This window comes from Acidovorax sp. JG5, assembly GCF_017939685.1.
Classification (GTDB): domain Bacteria; phylum Pseudomonadota; class Gammaproteobacteria; order Burkholderiales; family Burkholderiaceae_C; genus Acidovorax.
The window spans coordinates 13,803-30,573 of the sequence record NZ_JAGKSE010000019.1; the positions used below are offsets into that span (position 1 = coordinate 13,803).

Below are 16,771 nucleotides of genomic sequence, written 5' to 3' on the forward strand. Positions count from 1 at the left end.
GAGATCCAGGGCAGGGCGGCCGCCATCGTCAGACCTGGCGATGGTCGACGCCGGCGCGCATCGTCGGATGTGGCGATGCGAGCTCGAGGTCGGTGGCCACCGCCGGCGACCTGGTGCCATCGTCGGCAATGGCGATGCTGCAGCTCGACGTGCGCGGCCTGGTCGTCTCGGCATCGTCGGATGCGGCGATGCTCGAGCGAGGCGAAAAAAAACCGCCTCGGGGTGTCCGAGGCGGCAAGTCTGCATGCGGTTCAGGGAGGAAGAAACCGCGCCGGCGATCAGGGAGGAAAACCGCGCGGCCTGATGTGCAGCTCGGCCACTTTAGCCGGATTTTTCGACTTATCCGATGCGAGCGGCCCGCCGTGGGCGCTGCTCGATCTGCTGTTGCTTTTTCTCGACGTGCTTCTGCTCCTGGTGCTGCTGCTCGTCGCGCTGCACCTGGCTGATGGCCGCGCCGATCTGCCGCTTCACGCCCTCGATGCCCAGCTCGCTCTTGTGCGCCAAGTCGTTGAAGTCGGTGTGCTGCTTCATCGTGGACAGCGCCGCGATCTGCGCGCCGCTCAACATCGACGCCTTGAGCTTGGCCGCCTCGTCGCCGGCCAGCTCGACCTTGCCGGCGGCGGCGTCGGCAAGGCGCTGCTCGGCGCGCAGGTGGGTCTTGAAGCTGTCGGGCGTGATGGCGGGCAAGTCGCGCGGGTAGGTGTTCTCGGCCGGCGCGAAGATCGGGAAGATCGCCTTGCCGCCCACGGCCTGGGCGGCCGCCTCGGCCTTCTCCCGGCCGGGGTTGTTGCCGTGGGTCATGACCAGGTGCCGGTCGTCGTCGCCGGCGATGATGATCGGCTTGTCCGGGAACTTGGCGTGCAGCGCCTTCGCCACGGCCTCAAGGTTGCCGCTGTCGAAGGCGGCGACCGTGGCGTGGCCCACGGCCTCGGCCACCTGGGCCGCCGTGGCGTAGCCCTCCGAGATCACCAGCGCCGGCGCGGCCGCCAGGGCGTCCATGCCGCCGACCGGGTGGAAGCATCCTTCCTTCTTCGAGTCCTTGGCGAACCGCTTAGTGCCGTCCTCCTGGATGTATTGCATCGTCCATTGCTTGCCCTCTGCGTCGAAGGCCGGGATGTAGGTCTTCTGGCCTTCGCGGTCGGTCATCACGCCGGCCTGCGCCTGGATGCCTTTGGCTTGCAGGTAGGGCGTCGGCTGCTCGATGGGCACGAGGTCGGCCATCTGCCGACCGACGCGCTGCGCGGTGGCCTCCTGGGCCTTGTCCTGCTCGACGGCTCGCTGTGCCAGCTTCTCGGCCGCCTCGGCCTGGAGCTTGGCCTTCTCCTGGTCGCTCAAGGCGTAGCCCTTGCTCTTCCAGGTAATGTCCGTGCCGGTCTTGTTGTTGATGATCCGCCCGGCCGGGTGCCCGTCCAGGTGGCCCACGTAGAAGCCATCGAGCGCGCCCTTCTTGCCGCCCTCGACCGGCACGCGGTGCCGCTTGCCATCCATGATCGGGTGATCGCCCTGGGCGTTGCTGCCGGTGAACAGGCCGGCGCTGCGCATGGCCTCGGCGAACTCTTCCCTTGGCGTCATCGCTGGCCCTTGCTGGGCCTGCACGTTCTCGGGCTTCCAGCGTTCGAGCTTCGCCGCGTCGGCGCGCGGGCCGACATACCAGGACTTCGCGGCCTTGTCCCAAAGCGCGCCGGCGGCCTTGGCCGCGTTGCGCTGCTCGTAGGGCACGGCCAGGTACTGGCGGGCCTGCTGGGCCTGCTGCGCGGGCTTCTGCGCCTCGCCCTGGGCTTCGGGTGCCGGCTGGGCCGAACGCGGCTCTACGGCCGCTGTAGCGGCTCCCTGCGCCCATTTGGCGAAGGGAGCGGCATCGGTGCCCGGCGGCACGTACCAGGACTGTTGCTGCCGATCCCAACGCGCCCCGAGGCTCTTGGCCTCGTCCTTCTCCTTGTACGGCACGTTGATGTACTGCCGTTCGGGCTTCTCGGCCTGCGGCTGCGCCTGCTGCCGCTCGCGTTCCTGGCGCTCCAGCTCGGCCGCGCGGCGCTGCGCGTCGCTGTCGTTGAGCATGGCCGACGCCTCGGCGGTCTTGCGTGCCTCTTTAGCGGCTGAAATGTCCTCTTCGGTCGCGTTGGGGTCGCGCCGTACACGCTCTTCCTGCACGCGGGCCAGCTTGGCGGCGCGCTCGTGCTGGTTGTCGGTGCCCAGCGCATCGACCAGGTGCAGGCGCTCGGTCAGAGCCTCGGCCTGGCCCTCGGTGCGGGTGCCGGCGACGAAGGCAAAGGCGTCCTCGCCGAACTGCGCATCGGCCTTGCGCGCGTAGACCTGGAACGCCTGCGGCTCGATGCCGGCCTGGGCGGCATCGACGGTCTGGCCGTCCTGCTCGGCCACGCCGACGATGCGCAGCTCTCCGCTCCAGTCGGGCGGCAGCTCAACGCCAAGGTGTTGACGGGTCGCGTCGGCGAACGCCTGGCCGTCGATCTCGCCGGCGGCGAGCTGCCGGCGCGCGGCGGCGGCCTGCTCGATGCCCTGCACCGCGTCGGCAGGATGGGCGGCCAGCAGGGCGGCCGCCTGGTCGTTGGTCGGTGGGGTCATGTTCGCCTCCTGGTCTGCGACGGCCGCTTGCTGCTGGGTCAGCGCCGGCAGGGCCATCAAATGGTCGGGCGCGTAGTTGTTCAGCTCGTCCAGGCTGCGAACCTGGTGGGGTTCACCGTCCTGGTCGTGGAACGCAAAGATGCGCTGGCCGTCGCTCCACCTGGCTTCGGCGTCGATGCTCGACACGATCTGTTCGCCGTGCTGCTGGAGCTGCTGCGCGAGGTGGAGCTGTTCGGCCATGTTGGCGAACTCTTGCGCCAAGCCCTTGCGCTCCAGGTAGGCGTTGTCGGTGTCGGTGTGGCTCGGGTCGATGCCGAACACCGGCGACAGCCGGTCATGCGCGACCGCGTAGAACTGCTCGGGATCGGTGCCGGTGATGCTGCCCACGGTTTCGAGGCCACGGCTGCGCAAGGCGTCTTCCAGGGTGTCGCCCTGGAATGCCTGGTAGTGGCTGAAAGACACGTCCGGGTTGTCCAGGACTTCGGCAATGTCCACGGCCAGGGCCTGGGCCACGGCTTCGTCCTGGGCCTGGCTCTGCTGCTGGTCTTGCTCCTGAACCTGCTTCTGCTCGAAGGCCAGCACGTAGTCGTGAATCTTCTCGGCATCGGCGGCCGCGCGGAACACCTCCAGCGGCTCGTCTTGCAGCGCCTTGATCCACGAACCCACATAGGCGGCGTGCTGGCCCGGATCGTGGCCGATGCCCAGCTCGTCGCCGACGATCATGGAAGCGATTTCGGCGCGCAGCTCTTCCTTGGCGTACCCCTCGCTCCCGAACGGGTGCGCCAGGTCGCGGTCAAGGCGCGAAGCGTGGCCCGTCCAGTGGCCCAGCTCGTGCAGCGCGGTCGCGTAGTAGCGGTCGGAGCTGGGGAACTGGCCGCGCTCCGGCAGGGTGATGCTGTCGGTCGAAGGGCGGTAGAACGCCCGATCACCGGCGGCGTGGGTGATCGTCGCGCCCGAGGCTTTCAGGATGTGCTCGGCGCGCTCGACGGCGTTCCAAGTCTGTTCCTTCTTCGGCTGGAGCGGCGGCAGGCCGTCGATCTGCTCGCCGTTGAACACGGTCGCAAAGAACACGCGCGGCCGCTCCAGCATGACGGTTTCCTTGACCGGCTGGCCCTTCGCATCGAGGACGGGCCGGCCGCTGTCGTCCAGCTTGTCTTGCTCTTCGCTGAACTTCCAGTATTGAACCGGCGTGCCTTTCTCGCCCTTGCGAACCTGCGCGCCCACGGCGGCGGCCTGCTTGTAGGTCATCCAGCGCGCATCGCTGCGGCCCTGGGCCATCAGGTGGATGGCGTTGATCCCTTTGTACCGCTTGCCGGTGGTCGGGTTCATCGGCAGGTAGGCGTTGGGTTCGCCCGGCTCCCACGGCTTTTGCCACGGTGCGGTGCCGGCCTTGAGCTGCTCGATCAGCTTTTCGGCCACGACTTCGTGAAACGGCTTCTTCGGCTCCATGTTCTCGTCCCTTCGGAATAGCTCGTTGAACTGAGGGAAGTTCTGCTGTGTCCGGGAACGGTCGCGCAGGCCCTGGGCGACCATGCACACGATGTTGTGCAGGTCGTCGGCCTGCATGGGCCGCACGCGGGCGATGCAGGTTTCCGTGAATGACTGTTGGCCGCGCTGCTGCACCTGGTCGGCGACCTGGTGCTGGCTCGGCTCGATGCCCTCGCAGTGCAGGGCAAACACTTCCTCGGCGCGCACGTCCAGGGACTGGCCGGCATAGCGCCGGTTCACGTCATCCCATAGCGGCTTGAGGGTGGGTTCGTTGCGGGCGGCCGCCAGGCCGTCCAGCAAGGCGCGCTTCTCGCCCGGCGCGAAGGTGTTGGCCCCGTAGTGGCCTAGCACCTCGTGCCGCAGCGTCATCAGTAGGTCGCCGGCGCTCTCGACGTTCTGCAAGGGCACGTCCACGCGGCCACGGTAGGCGCGGCCGGCGTGCAGCGTCTCCTTGGGCACGTAGCCGCCCTTCATGTCGGCCGGCACCTCGGCCGCTCGCGGCCCGTACAGCTCGGCCGCGTCCTCGCGGAACTTGTAGGCCAGCTCCAGCGCGCCGGGGTAGTCGCGGACGAAAGCCCGCGTCACCCCTTGCGCCTCGGCTTTCGTGATCGGCATGGGTCAGCCCTCCGACGCCTTGCGCGCGGCGGCCTGGGCAACCGTCTCGCCGGGCCGCAGGTCGTACAGCTCGCGGGCGTTCGTGGTGGTGATGAACGGCGGGATGTCGGCGCTCGGGCCTTCGTCGTCCAGGAATGCCGGCTCCAGCGCGCCATCGACTTCCACCAGGTCGTCGCCGCTCGCGGCGGCGTCCTGCTCGGACAGCGCGTCCTCCACGAACGCGCCCACGCGCTCGGCTTCGTCGGGGTCGAACTCGACCTGGAAGCCGGGCGTCAGCGCGTCGGCCATCTTCTCGCGCACGGCCTCGCGGCCGGCGGCGTCGTCGTCAACCGGCGGCAGGACGGCCAGCGGCTCGTCGTGGGCGGCGGTGTTGGTGGTGGTTTGCTCGTTCATGGTCGATCTCCTTCGCTGTGGTCATTCGGATGCCGGGCCGTTGCGGCCCTTGCTGTAGTCGGGCCGACCCTTGAGGTCGGGGTAGGTCTGCTTGCATGTGGGGAAGTTGCTGCAACCCCACCAGAATTGCCCCTTCTTCTTGCTCGGCCGGCGCGACAAGCCGCTGCCGCAGGCCATGCACTTGTGAAGGGATGACACCGGCGCGGCTTCCTTGCCGCCGGCGATGGTCACGGCTCCGCTGTTGGCCTTCGCCACCTGGTCGCGGATGAACGTCTCTTGCTTCGTGATGAAGGCGTCCAGGGCGGCCGTGCCCTGCTCGACGCCTTTCAGCATCCGCTCGTAGAGCGCGGTCAGCACCGGGCTTTTCACAACCTCGGGCAGCGCGTCGATGACGCTGCGGCCGAGGGTCGTGCTGATGATCTGCTTGCCTTTGACGGCCAGGAACTCGCGCCGCTTCAACTCGGAAATGATCGACGCACGGGTGGCCGACGTGCCGATGCCGTCGCCCTCGCGCAGCATCTTCTTGTGCTCGGCATCGCTGACGAACTTGTGGATGTTCTCCATCGCGCGGATCAGCGTGCCCTCGGTAAAGCGCGCTGGCGGCTTCGTCTTGGCGTCCTTGCGGGTGGCGTCCGTGCAGGTCACGGCGTCGCCCTGGGCCATCGACGGCAGGGCCTGCGTGCCGCTGTCGTCGTCCTCGTCCTTCTCGCCTTCCTCGTCGGCCTGGCTGTACACGTCACGCCAGCCGTTGCGCGTGACTACCTTGCCGCTCGCGGCGAAGTTCTCGCCCGCGATCTCGACGCCCACGGTGGTCTGCATGTACTCGTGCAGCGGGTAGAACTGCGCCAGGTAGGCGCGCACGATCAGGTCGTAGATGTTGCGCTCGCGCTCGCTGAGGGCGGCCTTGCTGCCCTTCTGCATGGTCGGCACGATGCCGTGGTGCGCGGTGATCTTCGAGTCGTCCCACGTCTTGGACTTGATACGCGGATCGGCACCATCGACCAGGCCGGCCAGTTCGGGGTTGACGTGCTTGATCGCCTCCAGCACGCGCGGCGCGTCGGCGTGCTGCGACTCCGGCAGGTAGGCGCAGTCGGTGCGCGGGTACGAGGTCAGCTTGTGCGTCTCGTAGAGCGCCTGGCAGGTGTTCAGCACGTCCTCGGCGCTGTAGCCGAACTTGGCCGAGGCCAGTGCCGTAATGTCGGACAGGGCGAAGGCCAGCGGCTGGTTCTGCTTCTTGGCCTCCTGTTTGTACGCGGCGATGGTGCCCGGCTGGCCCTTGACGGCGGCCACCAGGGCGTCGGCGACGGCGGTATCGACAAGGCGGCCTTCGCTGTCCAGACCGGCTTGATCCTCCTTCGCCTTCCATGCGGCGGCGAAGCTGCCGCCGGCGTGCTGCACCACCGCCCGGATGGTGTGGTACGGCACGGCCTTGAATGCCTCGATCTCGCGGTCGCGGGCGACCACGAGGGCCAGCGTCGGCGTCTGCACGCGGCCCACGGTCAGCAGGGCGCGCGAGCCGCCGCGCTGCGCGCGCAGCGTGTACGCGCGGCTGAGGTTCATGCCGATCAGCCAGTCGGCGCGCTGCCGCCCGCGTGCAGCGTCGGCCCAGCCTGCATAGGTGGTGTTCTCCTTCAAAGCGGCCAGGCCGCGCTTGACGGAAACGGAGTCCTGCGCGCTCACCCAAAAGCGGCGCACCGGCTTGCTGTTGCGGAAGTGCTCCAGCACTTCGTCAACCAGCAACTGGCCTTCGCGGTCGGGGTCGCCGGCGTTGACGATCTCCTTGGCCTCCTTGAGCAGCTTGCCGATCACGGCGAGCTGCTTCTTCGCGTCGTCCTTGGGCTTGAGAATCCAGCTCTCGGGGATGATGGGCAGCTCATCGACGCGCCAGACCTTCTTGCCGGACTGGCCGCGCGGCACGTCATCGGGCGTGTACTCGTCGGGGTCGGCCTGTTCGAGCATGTGCCCGAAGCACCAGGTCACTTTGTCGGTGCCGCACTCGATGAAGCCGTCGCCCTTGCCGGTCGCGCCCAGCTCGCCGGCGATGGCCTTGGCGACGGACGGCTTTTCTGCGATGAAAAGGCGCATGGTGTGTCTCCCTACCAGGTGATGACCGGACGGATCACGGTCTTGATTTGCGAACGATTGATCGGGCCGAAGTAGCGGCCGTCGAAGGATGTGGCGCTCACGTCCGACATAAGCAGCACCTCGGAATTGCCGAGCGTGTAGCTGTTGGACTGATAGCGCGGCAGCGGCCGACCGGCCTTGTCGGCCTTGATCGGCGCGCTGAGGGGCAGCAGCTCGCCGTTGACGCGCACGCCGTCATCGGCGACGGCGACGGCATCGTCTTTAGCGGCTAAAACGCGCTTCATCATGTAGCCGTAGCCGCCCTGGCAGAAGCCGGCCCCGATGTAGCCCCTCTCCTTGGCGTCATCGAACACGCCGAGCTGCGGCGGGCAGAAGAGGACGTAGGCCCCCTTCTCCACCGGCGCGCTGCTCGTCCAGTACAGGCCGACCGGAATGCTCTTGGTGGTGTTCACGCGGGCACCGGCGGCATAGCCGCCGGCGGCCAGCAGCAGGGCGGCCACGCCCGCGATGACGACGCCTGCCGCGATGCGTTTCAGGATGCGGCTCATATCGTGATGCCCTCCCCTTCCGTCTCGGCCTGTGCGACGGCGCGCAGGCGGTCGCTGACCTTGGGCGCAGGGATCGCGGCGCGTGCCGAGAACACTGGGTCTTTGAAGTACAGGGGTTGCTTGCCGTAGATCGCCGGGTAGCCCGCGACGTAGATCACCATGTCGCCGGCTTCTTCGATCTCGCCCTGGGCGTTCTTCTTTGGCCCCGGCATGCGCAGGCATTCGTCGGGCGTCAGCAAGGGCCGCTGCACTTCCTGGTAAGTGCGCGACACCTGGCCCAGCATCGCCGCCGTGCGGCGGCCGCTGGTCGTGATCTGCTCCTTCACCACGGTGGTCTGCCCGGTGAGGCGGGACAGGTGTTCGGCCGTCTCGACGCGGTTGGGCGGGTAGGCGTTCTGCACGTGGCAGTTCGACGTGATGCTTTCGTCGTGGCCGTAGCCCGTCTCGCGGCTCTTGAGCTGGTTAATGTCCTGGCAGATGAGGTAGCACTTGATGCCGTAGCCGGCCACGAAGGCCAGCGACTCTTGCATGATCTCCAGCTTCCCGAGGCTCGGGAACTCGTCCAGCATCATCAAGAGCCGGTGCTTGTAGTGCGCCACCGGCCGGCCGCCCTCGAAGTCCATCTTGTCGGCCAGCAGGCGCACGATCATGTTCACCATGACGCGCACCAGCGGCCGCAGGCGGGCCTTATCGTTGGGCTGGGTGACAATGTAGAGGCTTACCGGGTCGTCCTCGTGCATCAACTGCTTGATGCGGAAGTCCGACCGGCTGACGTTGCGGGCCACCACGGGGTCGCGGTACAGGGCCAGGTACGACTTGGCCGTGGACAGCACCGATCCGGCTTCTTCCTCGGGCCGATCCATCATGTCGCGGGCCGCCGAGCCGATGGCGTGATGGTTCTGGCCGTCTACGTGCCCGTAGGTCGCCATTTCCATCCAAAGCTCGCCAATGTCCCGGTTCGGGTCGGCCAGCATCGCATCGACGGACGGCAGCGTGGCGGTGCCGCCATCGTCCTTGGCCTTGTACAGCGCGTGCAGGATCACGCCGACCAGGAGCGCGAAGGCGGTCTTCTGCCAGTGCGAGTCCAGGCCCTTGCCGTCCGGGTCAACGATCAGCGTGGCAAGGTTCTGCACGTCACCCACCTCGTATTCGGTGCCGAGGCGGATTTCGTCCAGCGGATTCCAGCAGACGCCGCCCGAGGTGCTGGCCGGCTCGAAGCGCAGCACCTTGTTCTTGGCGTGCTTCTGCCGCCAGCCGGCGGTCAAGGCCCACAACTCGCCCTTCAAGTCGGTGATGACGCTGCTCGCGCCCCACGACAGCAGCGTGGGCACCACCAGGCCGACGCCCTTGCCCGAGCGCGTGGGCGCGTAGGTCAGCACGTGCTCGGGGCCGCTGTGCCGCAGGTAGAAGAAATTGCCGTCCTTGTCCTGCCAGCCGCCCACGTACACGCCGGTAGCCGTGGGTGCGGCCTTGCCGGTGACGATCTCCAGGACGTTGCGCTCGCGTGGCAGCAGGCCGGCCGCCTGAATGTCCTTCTTCTCGGCCCAGCGGGCCGAGCCGTGCAGGTACTCGTTCGCCTTCGAGCTGTTGGACGTGACGACCTTCGCCACGGCCACGCCCAGCAGGCCCACGGTCGAAACCAGCATCCCCATGCTGCCGGCCTTCATGATCTCGTCCGGGTACTGGCTGTACCACTTGTACGTCCAGTGCAGGATCGACCAGGGCGCGTACACGTGGCCCACGTTGGGGCCGAGGGTCGCGTGATAGGCGAACGTGTGGGCGAAGAACTGCGTCGCGGCCTGGAGGCCGCCGACCATCGAGGCCGCGCCCAGCACCGGCAGCAGCTTGCTCGGCTTCGGTTTGGCGGTTCGGACTTGCGGCCCTACCGCGTTGTTCATCTTGATCTTCATCTACTCCTTCCTTTCGACGTTTTGATGGAGCCTTTCGCGGTGATCGAGACGGCATCGCCGACCGCGATGCGCGTCAAGCGCCGGGCCGTGGCCTGGTCGATGGGCATAACCATGACCTCATCACCTCGTTTCAAGAGGGCCAGCGCCTGGCCCTCGATAGTCCTGGTGCCCTGGAACGTGAGCGCACCATCACCGGCAGTATATCGGGAATGCTTCGGTATATCGAAACCTTTTAGGCGCTTTGCCTCGCGTTCGGCGATGTACTTGTCGGCGGCGGCGACGCCCGGCGGCGTCTGGCCTACTCCTGTTCCTGGCCGAGAAATTCCCCGTCGCAGTGCGTGATCTGGTTGGGTTCCTTGCTGCTCCACGTGACGAGGAACATCACGCGGCAATAGCACTTCACTTCCGCCGGCGATGCGAACCACACCGAGTTCGGACAGTGCTCGCAAACGGTGCTGGCTTTGGGGCGGCGGTTTTCTTCCAAGGCGTCCAACGTCGGGCTTCCGGTGGACGGTGGCGGCGTGAAGGCCGGCGTCGGCGCGGTCGCCTCGGCCGGCGGCTGGCCGGCCGTCGCCTGCTCGGGCGACGGCTGCGGCTCCGGTAGCGTGCTGGTCGGCAGCGGGCCGCTGTCCAGGGCCGCCAGCGCCGCGTCCAGTTCGTCCTCGATGCTCTGGTCTTTCGGTTCGCTCATGGGTGTTCTCCTTGTTCAAAAGCGCCTGCCGCCGGCTCTCAAGAGCCGGATCGGTGAAGGTGATGGGTAGCTGGGAATCGACGGCGGCGCGGATCATCTGCGCCTTGAACTCCACCGTGCCGTTGACGGTGATGCGGTTGCCGTAGCGTTGCATCGCCAGGCGCAGGGCTTCTTGCAGCCCTTCGCGCGTGGCCTCGCGGGAGACTTGCAGGCGGTCACCGTCATCGCGCACGGCGCTCATGCCGGCGCGGAAGATGATCGTCCCCTTCTTCGTGATGTTGTCCACCGCCGGCGCGTGGCCGGGCTTCGCCTGGCCCTCGCCCCGGATGGTGTTGCCCTTGAGGCCCTGGGCCGCCTCGCGGGCGCGCAGGGCGGCCAGGGCGTCGGCGCCGCCGTGCTGCGCCTCCTTCTTGAGCCAGTCGGCCCACGTGCGCCGGCTGTGCTCGGCGTAGAGGGCCGTGCGCTCCTGCTGGAACTGCTTGTTGATCGCCTGGATTTCGCTGCGCAGGGCCTTGCTCGCCTGGGCGTACAGCAGCTTCTTGTTCGCGCGGCCCTCGCCGACCACCTTAATCGTGGCGCGGCGCAGGCGGTTCGACCTCTTGGCCGCCTCGATCAGCCGATCCTTGCGATGCCGGGCGCGCTCCAGGGCCTGGGCGCGCGCCGTGGTCAAGCTCTGCTGCTCGGCCTTGTACTTCGCGTACAGCTCCACGGTGTTGACGCGAAGGCGGATGGGGTCTTTGCGGTACTGCCGCTTCGCGGTGGTTTGCGCCTGCCGTTCGGGCGAAGCCTCGAACGGGCCAAGCCGCGCCTCCAGGCTCGGCTTGGAAAGGTCGCGGGCTACTGTGCTCGCCTTCACCATCGTTCCGTCGCCGGCCTCGAACACGAGGCCATTGGCGCGGACGCGCAGCTCCATTCCGTTGTCGCGCATGACCTGGTGCAGTTCCTGCCAGGACTGCGCGCCCTTGATCTCGTCCAGGCACTCGCGCTTGATCCAGCCGACCAGGCTTTCAACGCCGGCATGCCGCTCCATGTCGGCGGCCCGGCCCTCCGCGCCGCGCTTGCGCGGCTCGTGGTTGTCGCGCTCCAGGCCGTAGTCGCGCTCCAGGGCCGTGCAGAGTTCCGCCAGCGCCCGGTGCGGGTAGTACGGCTCGTGCATCGTGTGCCGCGTCGGGTGAATCTTGTTGATGGCGATGTGGATGTGCAGGTTGTCGGTGTCGTTGTGGACGGCACTGATTCGCTGATGCTCGCCATAACCCAGCCCGACGCAGATGCGTTCCTCAATCGCGCGCAAGGTGTCGGCGCTGGGCTGCTCGCCGGCCCGGAAGCTGACGATCAGGTGGTAGGTCTTGTCGCCCTTCGCGCGGGTGTTCGTGTGCTGGGTCGCCAGCACCTCCGTGATGGCGTCCTGGATGGAACCGGCTTCGCAGTTCGTCGCCTGCACGTGGCCCAGCCGGTGGTCTTTGCTTTGGGCGTCGGTGATGTAGTTCGCCAGGCCCGCGAAGTCGCTCTTGCCAAGCGAGCGCATCGGCACGTGCTTGGCGATCATGGCCGCCCCTCCGGCTTTTTAGCCGCTAAAGAAGTCAAGGCTCGGCCCTCGGCTGAACCACGGCCTTCATGATCCGGCTCATTTCGTCCTGGGTGGCCTCGATCCGGCCCAGCAGGGCCAGGATGGTCGCCTCGCCGAACTGGAGCGTTCGCACGTCATCGGTCAGCCAGAGCTTGAGCAGGCCGCCAAGGCGGCCAAGGTCGCCGTTGACGCGCACCAGCTCGCGCACGTGCTGGTAGTCCATGACGCCCTTGATCTGGTAGCCCTGGCCCACGTCGCGCAGATAGCGCGCCACGCTGACGCCCGCCCTCTTGGCGTTCGCCTCGATCTCGTCTTTCTCTTCGGGGAACACCGGCACCCGCAGGTGCTGCCGCCGCCGGCGGCCGTGTTCCTTTTCGTCGTTCTCCATGCCTCGCCTCGTCTCTCATGCCGGCGGTAGCCGGCTGCCTCGCAGAGCAGGATGACCCGTTGAGCGCCCCCGGCGCGAATAAGGGACAGTGAAGATAGATAACCGGCTCGCCGGTTAGCTAACTTCACACATCCTGCCCGCCTTACGGCGTTAATAACACCAAGGAAAGTCTACACCATCCATTACGATTTATCCGCAACTATCGCGCTATCAGGCCGCAAAAGCAGCAACGGATATAGCGAAACCCGCCACAATGGCCCATAATGCCGCTATCGAAGCGTGCCAATGCACGCCGATAGCGGACTTTTTGCGTTTCCGTAGCGCCGCTTAGTAGCGTTACATTTGCGATGAGAGGATTAGATGGACGAACACGATGCCAAAGACCTACCCCGAAGAGCTGGCTGAATGGGTGAAGGGACGGGAAGCCAAGAAGCCGCGCCAGGACAAGCACGTGGTCGCGTTCCTGGCCGTCAAGAGCGACGTTCAAGCGGCGCTCGATGCGGGCTATGCGATGAAAACGATCTGGGAGCACATGAAGGAAACCGGCCGGCTGCGCTGTCGGTACGAAACCTTCACCCAGCACGTGAAGCGGTACATCAAGGCCGCGCCGGTAGCTTCCCCGCCGCCTCCCGCCACTCCCCCGGACAGCCAGCCCAAGGGCGCGAAGCCCGAGCCGAAGGCCGCCCCGCCGGCCTCGGAATCCAAGAGTGAGCCACCCAAGATCGGCGGCTTCACGTTTGATGCGACTCCAAAGAAAGAGGATTTACTGTAATGGCGAAAATTCACATGGTTCTGCAAGGCAAGGGCGGCGTCGGCAAGTCGATGATCGCGGCCACCATCGCGCAGTACAAAGCCGGCAAGGGACAGAAGCCGCTTTGCATCGACACCGATCCGGTGAACGCGACGTTCGAGGGCTACAAAGCCCTCAACGTGCGCCGGCTCAACATCATGGACGGCGACGAGATCAACACCCGGAATTTCGACGCCCTGGTCGAGATGATCGCGTCGGCCGAGGGCGACGTCATCATCGACAACGGGGCCAGCTCGTTCGTGCCGCTGTCGCACTACCTCATCAGCAACCAGGTGCCGGCGCTGCTCCAGGACATGGGCCACGAACTCGTGGTGCATACGGTCGTCACCGGCGGCCAGGCCCTGGTGGACACGGTGAGCGGCTTCGCCCAGCTCGCCAGCCAGTTCCCGGCCGAATGCCTGTTCGTGGTCTGGCTGAACCCGTATTGGGGGCCAATCGAGCACGAGGGCAAGGGGTTCGAGCAGTTGAAGGCGTACACGGCCAACAAGGGCCGTGTGTCCGCCATCATCCAGATTCCGGCGCTGAAAGAGGAAACCTACGGCCGCGACTTCGCCGAAATGCTCCAGGATCGGCGCACCTTCGATGAGGCCCTGGCCGATTCGGCGCTCACGATCATGACGCGGCAGCGGCTCAAGATCGTGAAAACCCAGCTCTTCGCCCAGCTCGAAAACGCGGCGGTGCTCTGATGGCGGCCGACGACAAGATCGAGGAGCTGATACGGGAGATCGCGGCCAAGCACGGCATCGCCGTGGGCCGCGACGATCCGATCTTGATCCTCCAGACCATCAACATGAAGCTGATGCAGGACAGCGCATCGGCCCAGCAGGAAATCTTGGACGCCTTCAAGTCGGAACTGGAGTCCATCGCCCACCGATGGGGTGATGACGCCAAGGGAAAGGCGGAAAGGACGCTCAACGCGGCGTTGGCGGCCAGCAAGGACGCCATGACGCGGGGAATGCAGGAGGGCGCGAAGGCGGCCGCCGAGGCCGTGCGGCGTGAGGTTGAGGCGGTGACGGCGCAGCTCGTCGCGCCGATCCGCGAGGCGCGGCGCGTCGCCATGATGAACATGGTCGCGGCCGGCATGGCGGTCGTGGCCGCCGGCCTGGCCCTGTGGGCCTCGCTGTAGATGGCGATGCGGGATCTCATCGTCAGAACTGGCGATGGTCGACCGCGCCGGCGGCATCGCCAGGTTCGGCGATGCTGGCCAGCTCCCGGCATCGTCGCTTGTGACGATGCTGCAGGATGATTCCACCAGGCCCTCGGCGGGCCTCCCTCGCCAGAAATGGCGATGCTCGAGAAAAAAGCCCGGCGACCGCCGGGCTTCGTTTTTATGCGGGCCTGGCTGACAGGCCCAAGGACTGCGATCTCCCTGGCCGCTCCTGGGCCTGGGATTGCTTGCGCTCCTGCTCCTGCTTGCGCATCAGCAGCTCATGCCGGCGGGCGGCCTCGCGCATGGCATCCCAATCGGAAGCCAGCTCGGGGTTCTCGGCGCGCATCTTGCGCGTCGCCAGCTCTTCGATCTTCGGCGAGTGCAGGCCCATGCCTTCCTTGATCTCGCGGACGGCCTCCAGGCGCGCGTGAAGCGTCTGCAAGCGGGCCTGCTGCTGCGCCTGCTGGTTCTGCCAGGCTCGCTTAGAGCCGGGCAAGGAAAGCCGGCCAGGCGCGGACGCCTGGGTCTGCTGCAAACGGGCCTGCTGCCGGTCGATCAGGTTTTCTAGCCTGTCCTCGATGTGCTCCACCTGGTCGTGCTTGGCCTGCACGTAGAGCGCCAGGGTTTCGGGGTAGGACTGCTCGACCGGGGCCGCCTCTAGGGTGGCCTGCTGCTCGATCTCGGCCGCCTGGGCGGCCTCCAGCAAGTCGGCTCCGGTGTCCTCGCGCGAAGCGCCGAAGGCGGCACCGCCGAGGGTGGCCGGCGCGCTGACGCGGGCCGGCTTGGTGGCGCGGCTCTCGGTGCCGCTGCCGGGGATGGTGAGTCGTTTCAAGGGCGTGCCTCCTTTTTAGCCGCTAAAGCTACATGGAGCGCCCCCGCGTCAGTTTCGGGGCCTCTGCGGCGACTGCCGCCTTGCCCTGGGCGTTGTAGCTGATGCTCTTTGCGCTCCCAATTTCAGGTACTTTATCGAAATCTGACCGAGCGTGCATGACAAAGTTCTTGCCGATCTGCTGGTACACGTTGGTGGCGTCGGCATGAACGATCACGCCGGCGTGGGTCTGCTTCTTGTCGGCCGCTTGGGCCGTGTACAGGTTGTAGATGCCGGGCTTCAACGCGCCCGCCTTGTCTACTTTCTGATTCGTCCAAGCGCCGTCCTTTTCGGCCTGAACGATGCGTTGACCGTTCATGACCAAGAGGCGTTCTTTCATCGGGCACTCCTATGGTTGCCGTAGTTCTCAAAAGGGTGATGGTGGCCCCATGCAAGCCGCGCTCCAACAAAAAAGCCGACCTCGGCAAAGCGAGGCCGGCTCTTCCCAGCGGCCGGGTTGTGCGTTTTGTCAGGGTTCCAGGGTAATTTTAAGGAAAACCAACCGATTTATCAGGTCTTTTTGCGTCCGCCGCTGGTCGGATCGGCCGCCCGGCCTTGCGCCATGACGGTTTCCAGGGCCTCCAGCCGGCCGCGAAGCCCGGCCGCTTCCTCGCGGGCCTGGGCAGCGTCGCGCTTCGCCTGGTCGCGCTCGCCCTGGGCGGCGGTCAGCCGCTCGGCCTGGCGGTGTGCCTCGGCCGCCATCGCCTTGCGCTGCTCCTGGTGGGCCTGCTCGGCCGCCTCGGCCTTGGCCTGCACCTTCACCAGCTCCGCGCGCACCTGGTCGCGCTCGGCGGCGGCCGCCTCGGTGGCCTTCCGCTGCTCGGCCTGAGCGGCGCGCGCCTGGTCGGTCGCCTGGTTCGCCCGCTCCAGGTCGGCACGCAGCTCGCCGGCGCGGCGCTCGATCTCGGCGGTACGGCTGTTCGCGGCCGCGAGGTCGGCCCGCAGGGCCTCCACCTGGTCGGCGCTGGCCGTGGCCCTCTCCTGGGCCTTGTCGCGCTCTGCGCGCGCCTGGCGGGCTTCCTGATGGGCGTGATCCAGCTCCGTGCGCAGCTCGCCGGCCCTGGCCTCGGCCGTGGCCGCGCGCTCGCTGGTCGCCGCGAGCTTGCCGCGCAGCTCGTCGGCCTCGCCCTTGGCGGCCGCCTCGACGGCCTCCAGGGCCGCGATGCGGGCCTTGGCCTCGTCCAGCTCGCCGGTGAGCTGGTCGGCCAGCTCTGCGGCTTCCTGGCGCGCTGCTTCCGTCTCCTGGCGCACGGCCTCCAGCGCCTCGCGCTCGGCGGCCAGGCGGTTGTTCGCCATTTCCAGCGCCACGGCCCACAAGTCGCCGCCCAGCTCGGCCAGCTTGTCAGTGATCGCCTGCGGTGCCGGCTCGCGGATCGGGGCGGCCTGGCTGGCCTTGCGTGCGCGCCACTCGTTCATCGCCTCGCTGATGGTGGTGAAGCTGCCGCTGCCGAGCTGCTTGCGCACGTTCGCCAGCGTGGGGTTCTGGCCGGCCGCGTCCAGTTCGTCGGCCACCGCAAATATCTGCTCCTTCGAGATCGCCATGTCGGGCCTCCTTTGGCCGGTTGTATGTTGTAGCGTGAAGCATACTACAACATACAACACTACGCAAGCGGTTTAGCTGAACTTTTTTTAGCGGCTAAAACGCGGGCAAAAAAAGCCCCGCTCGATGGCGGG

13 protein-coding genes are annotated in these 16,771 nt (G+C 67.0%); 3 read left to right on the forward strand and 10 right to left on the reverse strand.

All coding sequences use genetic code 11. From position 1 onward, the window contains the following. Positions 1 to 339: 339 nt before the first annotated feature. Genes J8G26_RS15375 through traJ form a run of 7 tightly spaced genes read right to left on the reverse strand, consistent with a single transcriptional unit; the run spans position 340 to position 12,268 of the window. On the reverse strand, positions 340 to 4,686 hold the full coding sequence (locus J8G26_RS15375) for a zincin-like metallopeptidase domain-containing protein (RefSeq protein WP_196996220.1): 4,347 nt from the start codon (positions 4,684 to 4,686) through the stop codon (positions 340 to 342). Positions 4,687 to 4,689: 3 nt separating this feature from the next. After that, positions 4,690 to 5,079 (reverse strand): protein TraD, encoded by a 390-nt coding sequence (locus tag J8G26_RS15380; RefSeq protein WP_006122510.1) that lies wholly within the window; start codon positions 5,077 to 5,079, stop codon positions 4,690 to 4,692. A gap of 21 nt (positions 5,080 to 5,100) precedes the next feature. Next, positions 5,101 to 7,164 carry a DNA topoisomerase III gene (locus tag J8G26_RS15385; protein ID WP_011114056.1) on the reverse strand — a complete coding sequence of 688 codons (2,064 nt, stop codon included), beginning with the start codon at positions 7,162 to 7,164 and terminating at the stop codon, positions 5,101 to 5,103. An 11-nt stretch (positions 7,165 to 7,175) separates the two neighbouring features. Beyond that, positions 7,176 to 7,712 carry a conjugative transfer signal peptidase TraF gene (traF, locus tag J8G26_RS15390; protein ID WP_006122512.1) on the reverse strand — a complete coding sequence of 179 codons (537 nt, stop codon included), beginning with the start codon at positions 7,710 to 7,712 and terminating at the stop codon, positions 7,176 to 7,178. Next, positions 7,709 to 9,622 (reverse strand): type IV secretory system conjugative DNA transfer family protein, encoded by a 1,914-nt coding sequence (locus tag J8G26_RS15395; RefSeq protein ID WP_000694765.1) that lies wholly within the window; start codon positions 9,620 to 9,622, stop codon positions 7,709 to 7,711. Before J8G26_RS15395 ends, traF begins: the two co-directional genes overlap by 4 nt. Next, on the reverse strand, positions 9,619 to 11,859 hold the full coding sequence (gene traI / locus J8G26_RS15400) for a TraI/MobA(P) family conjugative relaxase (protein WP_011342947.1): 2,241 nt from the start codon (positions 11,857 to 11,859) through the stop codon (positions 9,619 to 9,621). The genes J8G26_RS15395 and traI overlap by 4 nt, the downstream gene beginning before the upstream one ends. A 34-nt stretch (positions 11,860 to 11,893) precedes the next feature. Then, complete coding sequence (traJ, locus tag J8G26_RS15405; RefSeq protein ID WP_000426567.1) at positions 11,894 to 12,268, reverse strand: conjugal transfer transcriptional regulator TraJ; 375 nt, start codon at positions 12,266 to 12,268, stop codon at positions 11,894 to 11,896. Between the two features lie 373 nt (positions 12,269 to 12,641). Between traJ and J8G26_RS15410 the strand changes: the two genes are divergently transcribed. The 3 genes from J8G26_RS15410 to J8G26_RS15420 are packed head-to-tail and all read left to right on the forward strand — an operon-like array spanning position 12,642 to position 14,205. Further along, positions 12,642 to 13,040, forward strand: a complete 399-nt coding sequence (locus tag J8G26_RS15410) for a TraK family protein (RefSeq protein ID WP_001127128.1) — start codon at positions 12,642 to 12,644, stop codon at positions 13,038 to 13,040. Next, positions 13,040 to 13,765, forward strand: a complete 726-nt coding sequence (locus tag J8G26_RS15415; RefSeq protein WP_001062597.1) for an ArsA-related P-loop ATPase — start codon at positions 13,040 to 13,042, stop codon at positions 13,763 to 13,765. The genes J8G26_RS15410 and J8G26_RS15415 overlap by 1 nt, the downstream gene beginning before the upstream one ends. After that, a complete protein-coding gene (locus J8G26_RS15420) occupies positions 13,765 to 14,205 on the forward strand; it encodes a conjugal transfer protein TraM (protein WP_000718516.1) in 441 nt (146 codons plus the stop codon). Before J8G26_RS15415 ends, J8G26_RS15420 begins: the two co-directional genes overlap by 1 nt. 202 nt (positions 14,206 to 14,407) lie before the next feature. Here the strand turns inward: J8G26_RS15420 and kfrC are convergent, their stop codons facing one another. From kfrC to J8G26_RS15435, 3 genes are all read right to left on the reverse strand, one after another. Next, positions 14,408 to 15,061: an IncP plasmid survival protein KfrC gene (kfrC, locus tag J8G26_RS15425; RefSeq protein ID WP_000826922.1), complete on the reverse strand. Its 654-nt coding sequence runs from the start codon at positions 15,059 to 15,061 to the stop codon at positions 14,408 to 14,410. Between the two features lie 28 nt (positions 15,062 to 15,089). Then, entirely contained in the window at positions 15,090 to 15,437 is a 348-nt protein-coding gene (gene kfrB / locus J8G26_RS15430; protein ID WP_000664557.1) for an IncP plasmid survival protein KfrB, read from the reverse strand. Between the two features lie 170 nt (positions 15,438 to 15,607). After that, positions 15,608 to 16,639 carry a DNA-binding protein gene (locus J8G26_RS15435; protein ID WP_011114059.1) on the reverse strand — a complete coding sequence of 344 codons (1,032 nt, stop codon included), beginning with the start codon at positions 16,637 to 16,639 and terminating at the stop codon, positions 15,608 to 15,610. Positions 16,640 to 16,771: the final 132 nt, after the last annotated feature.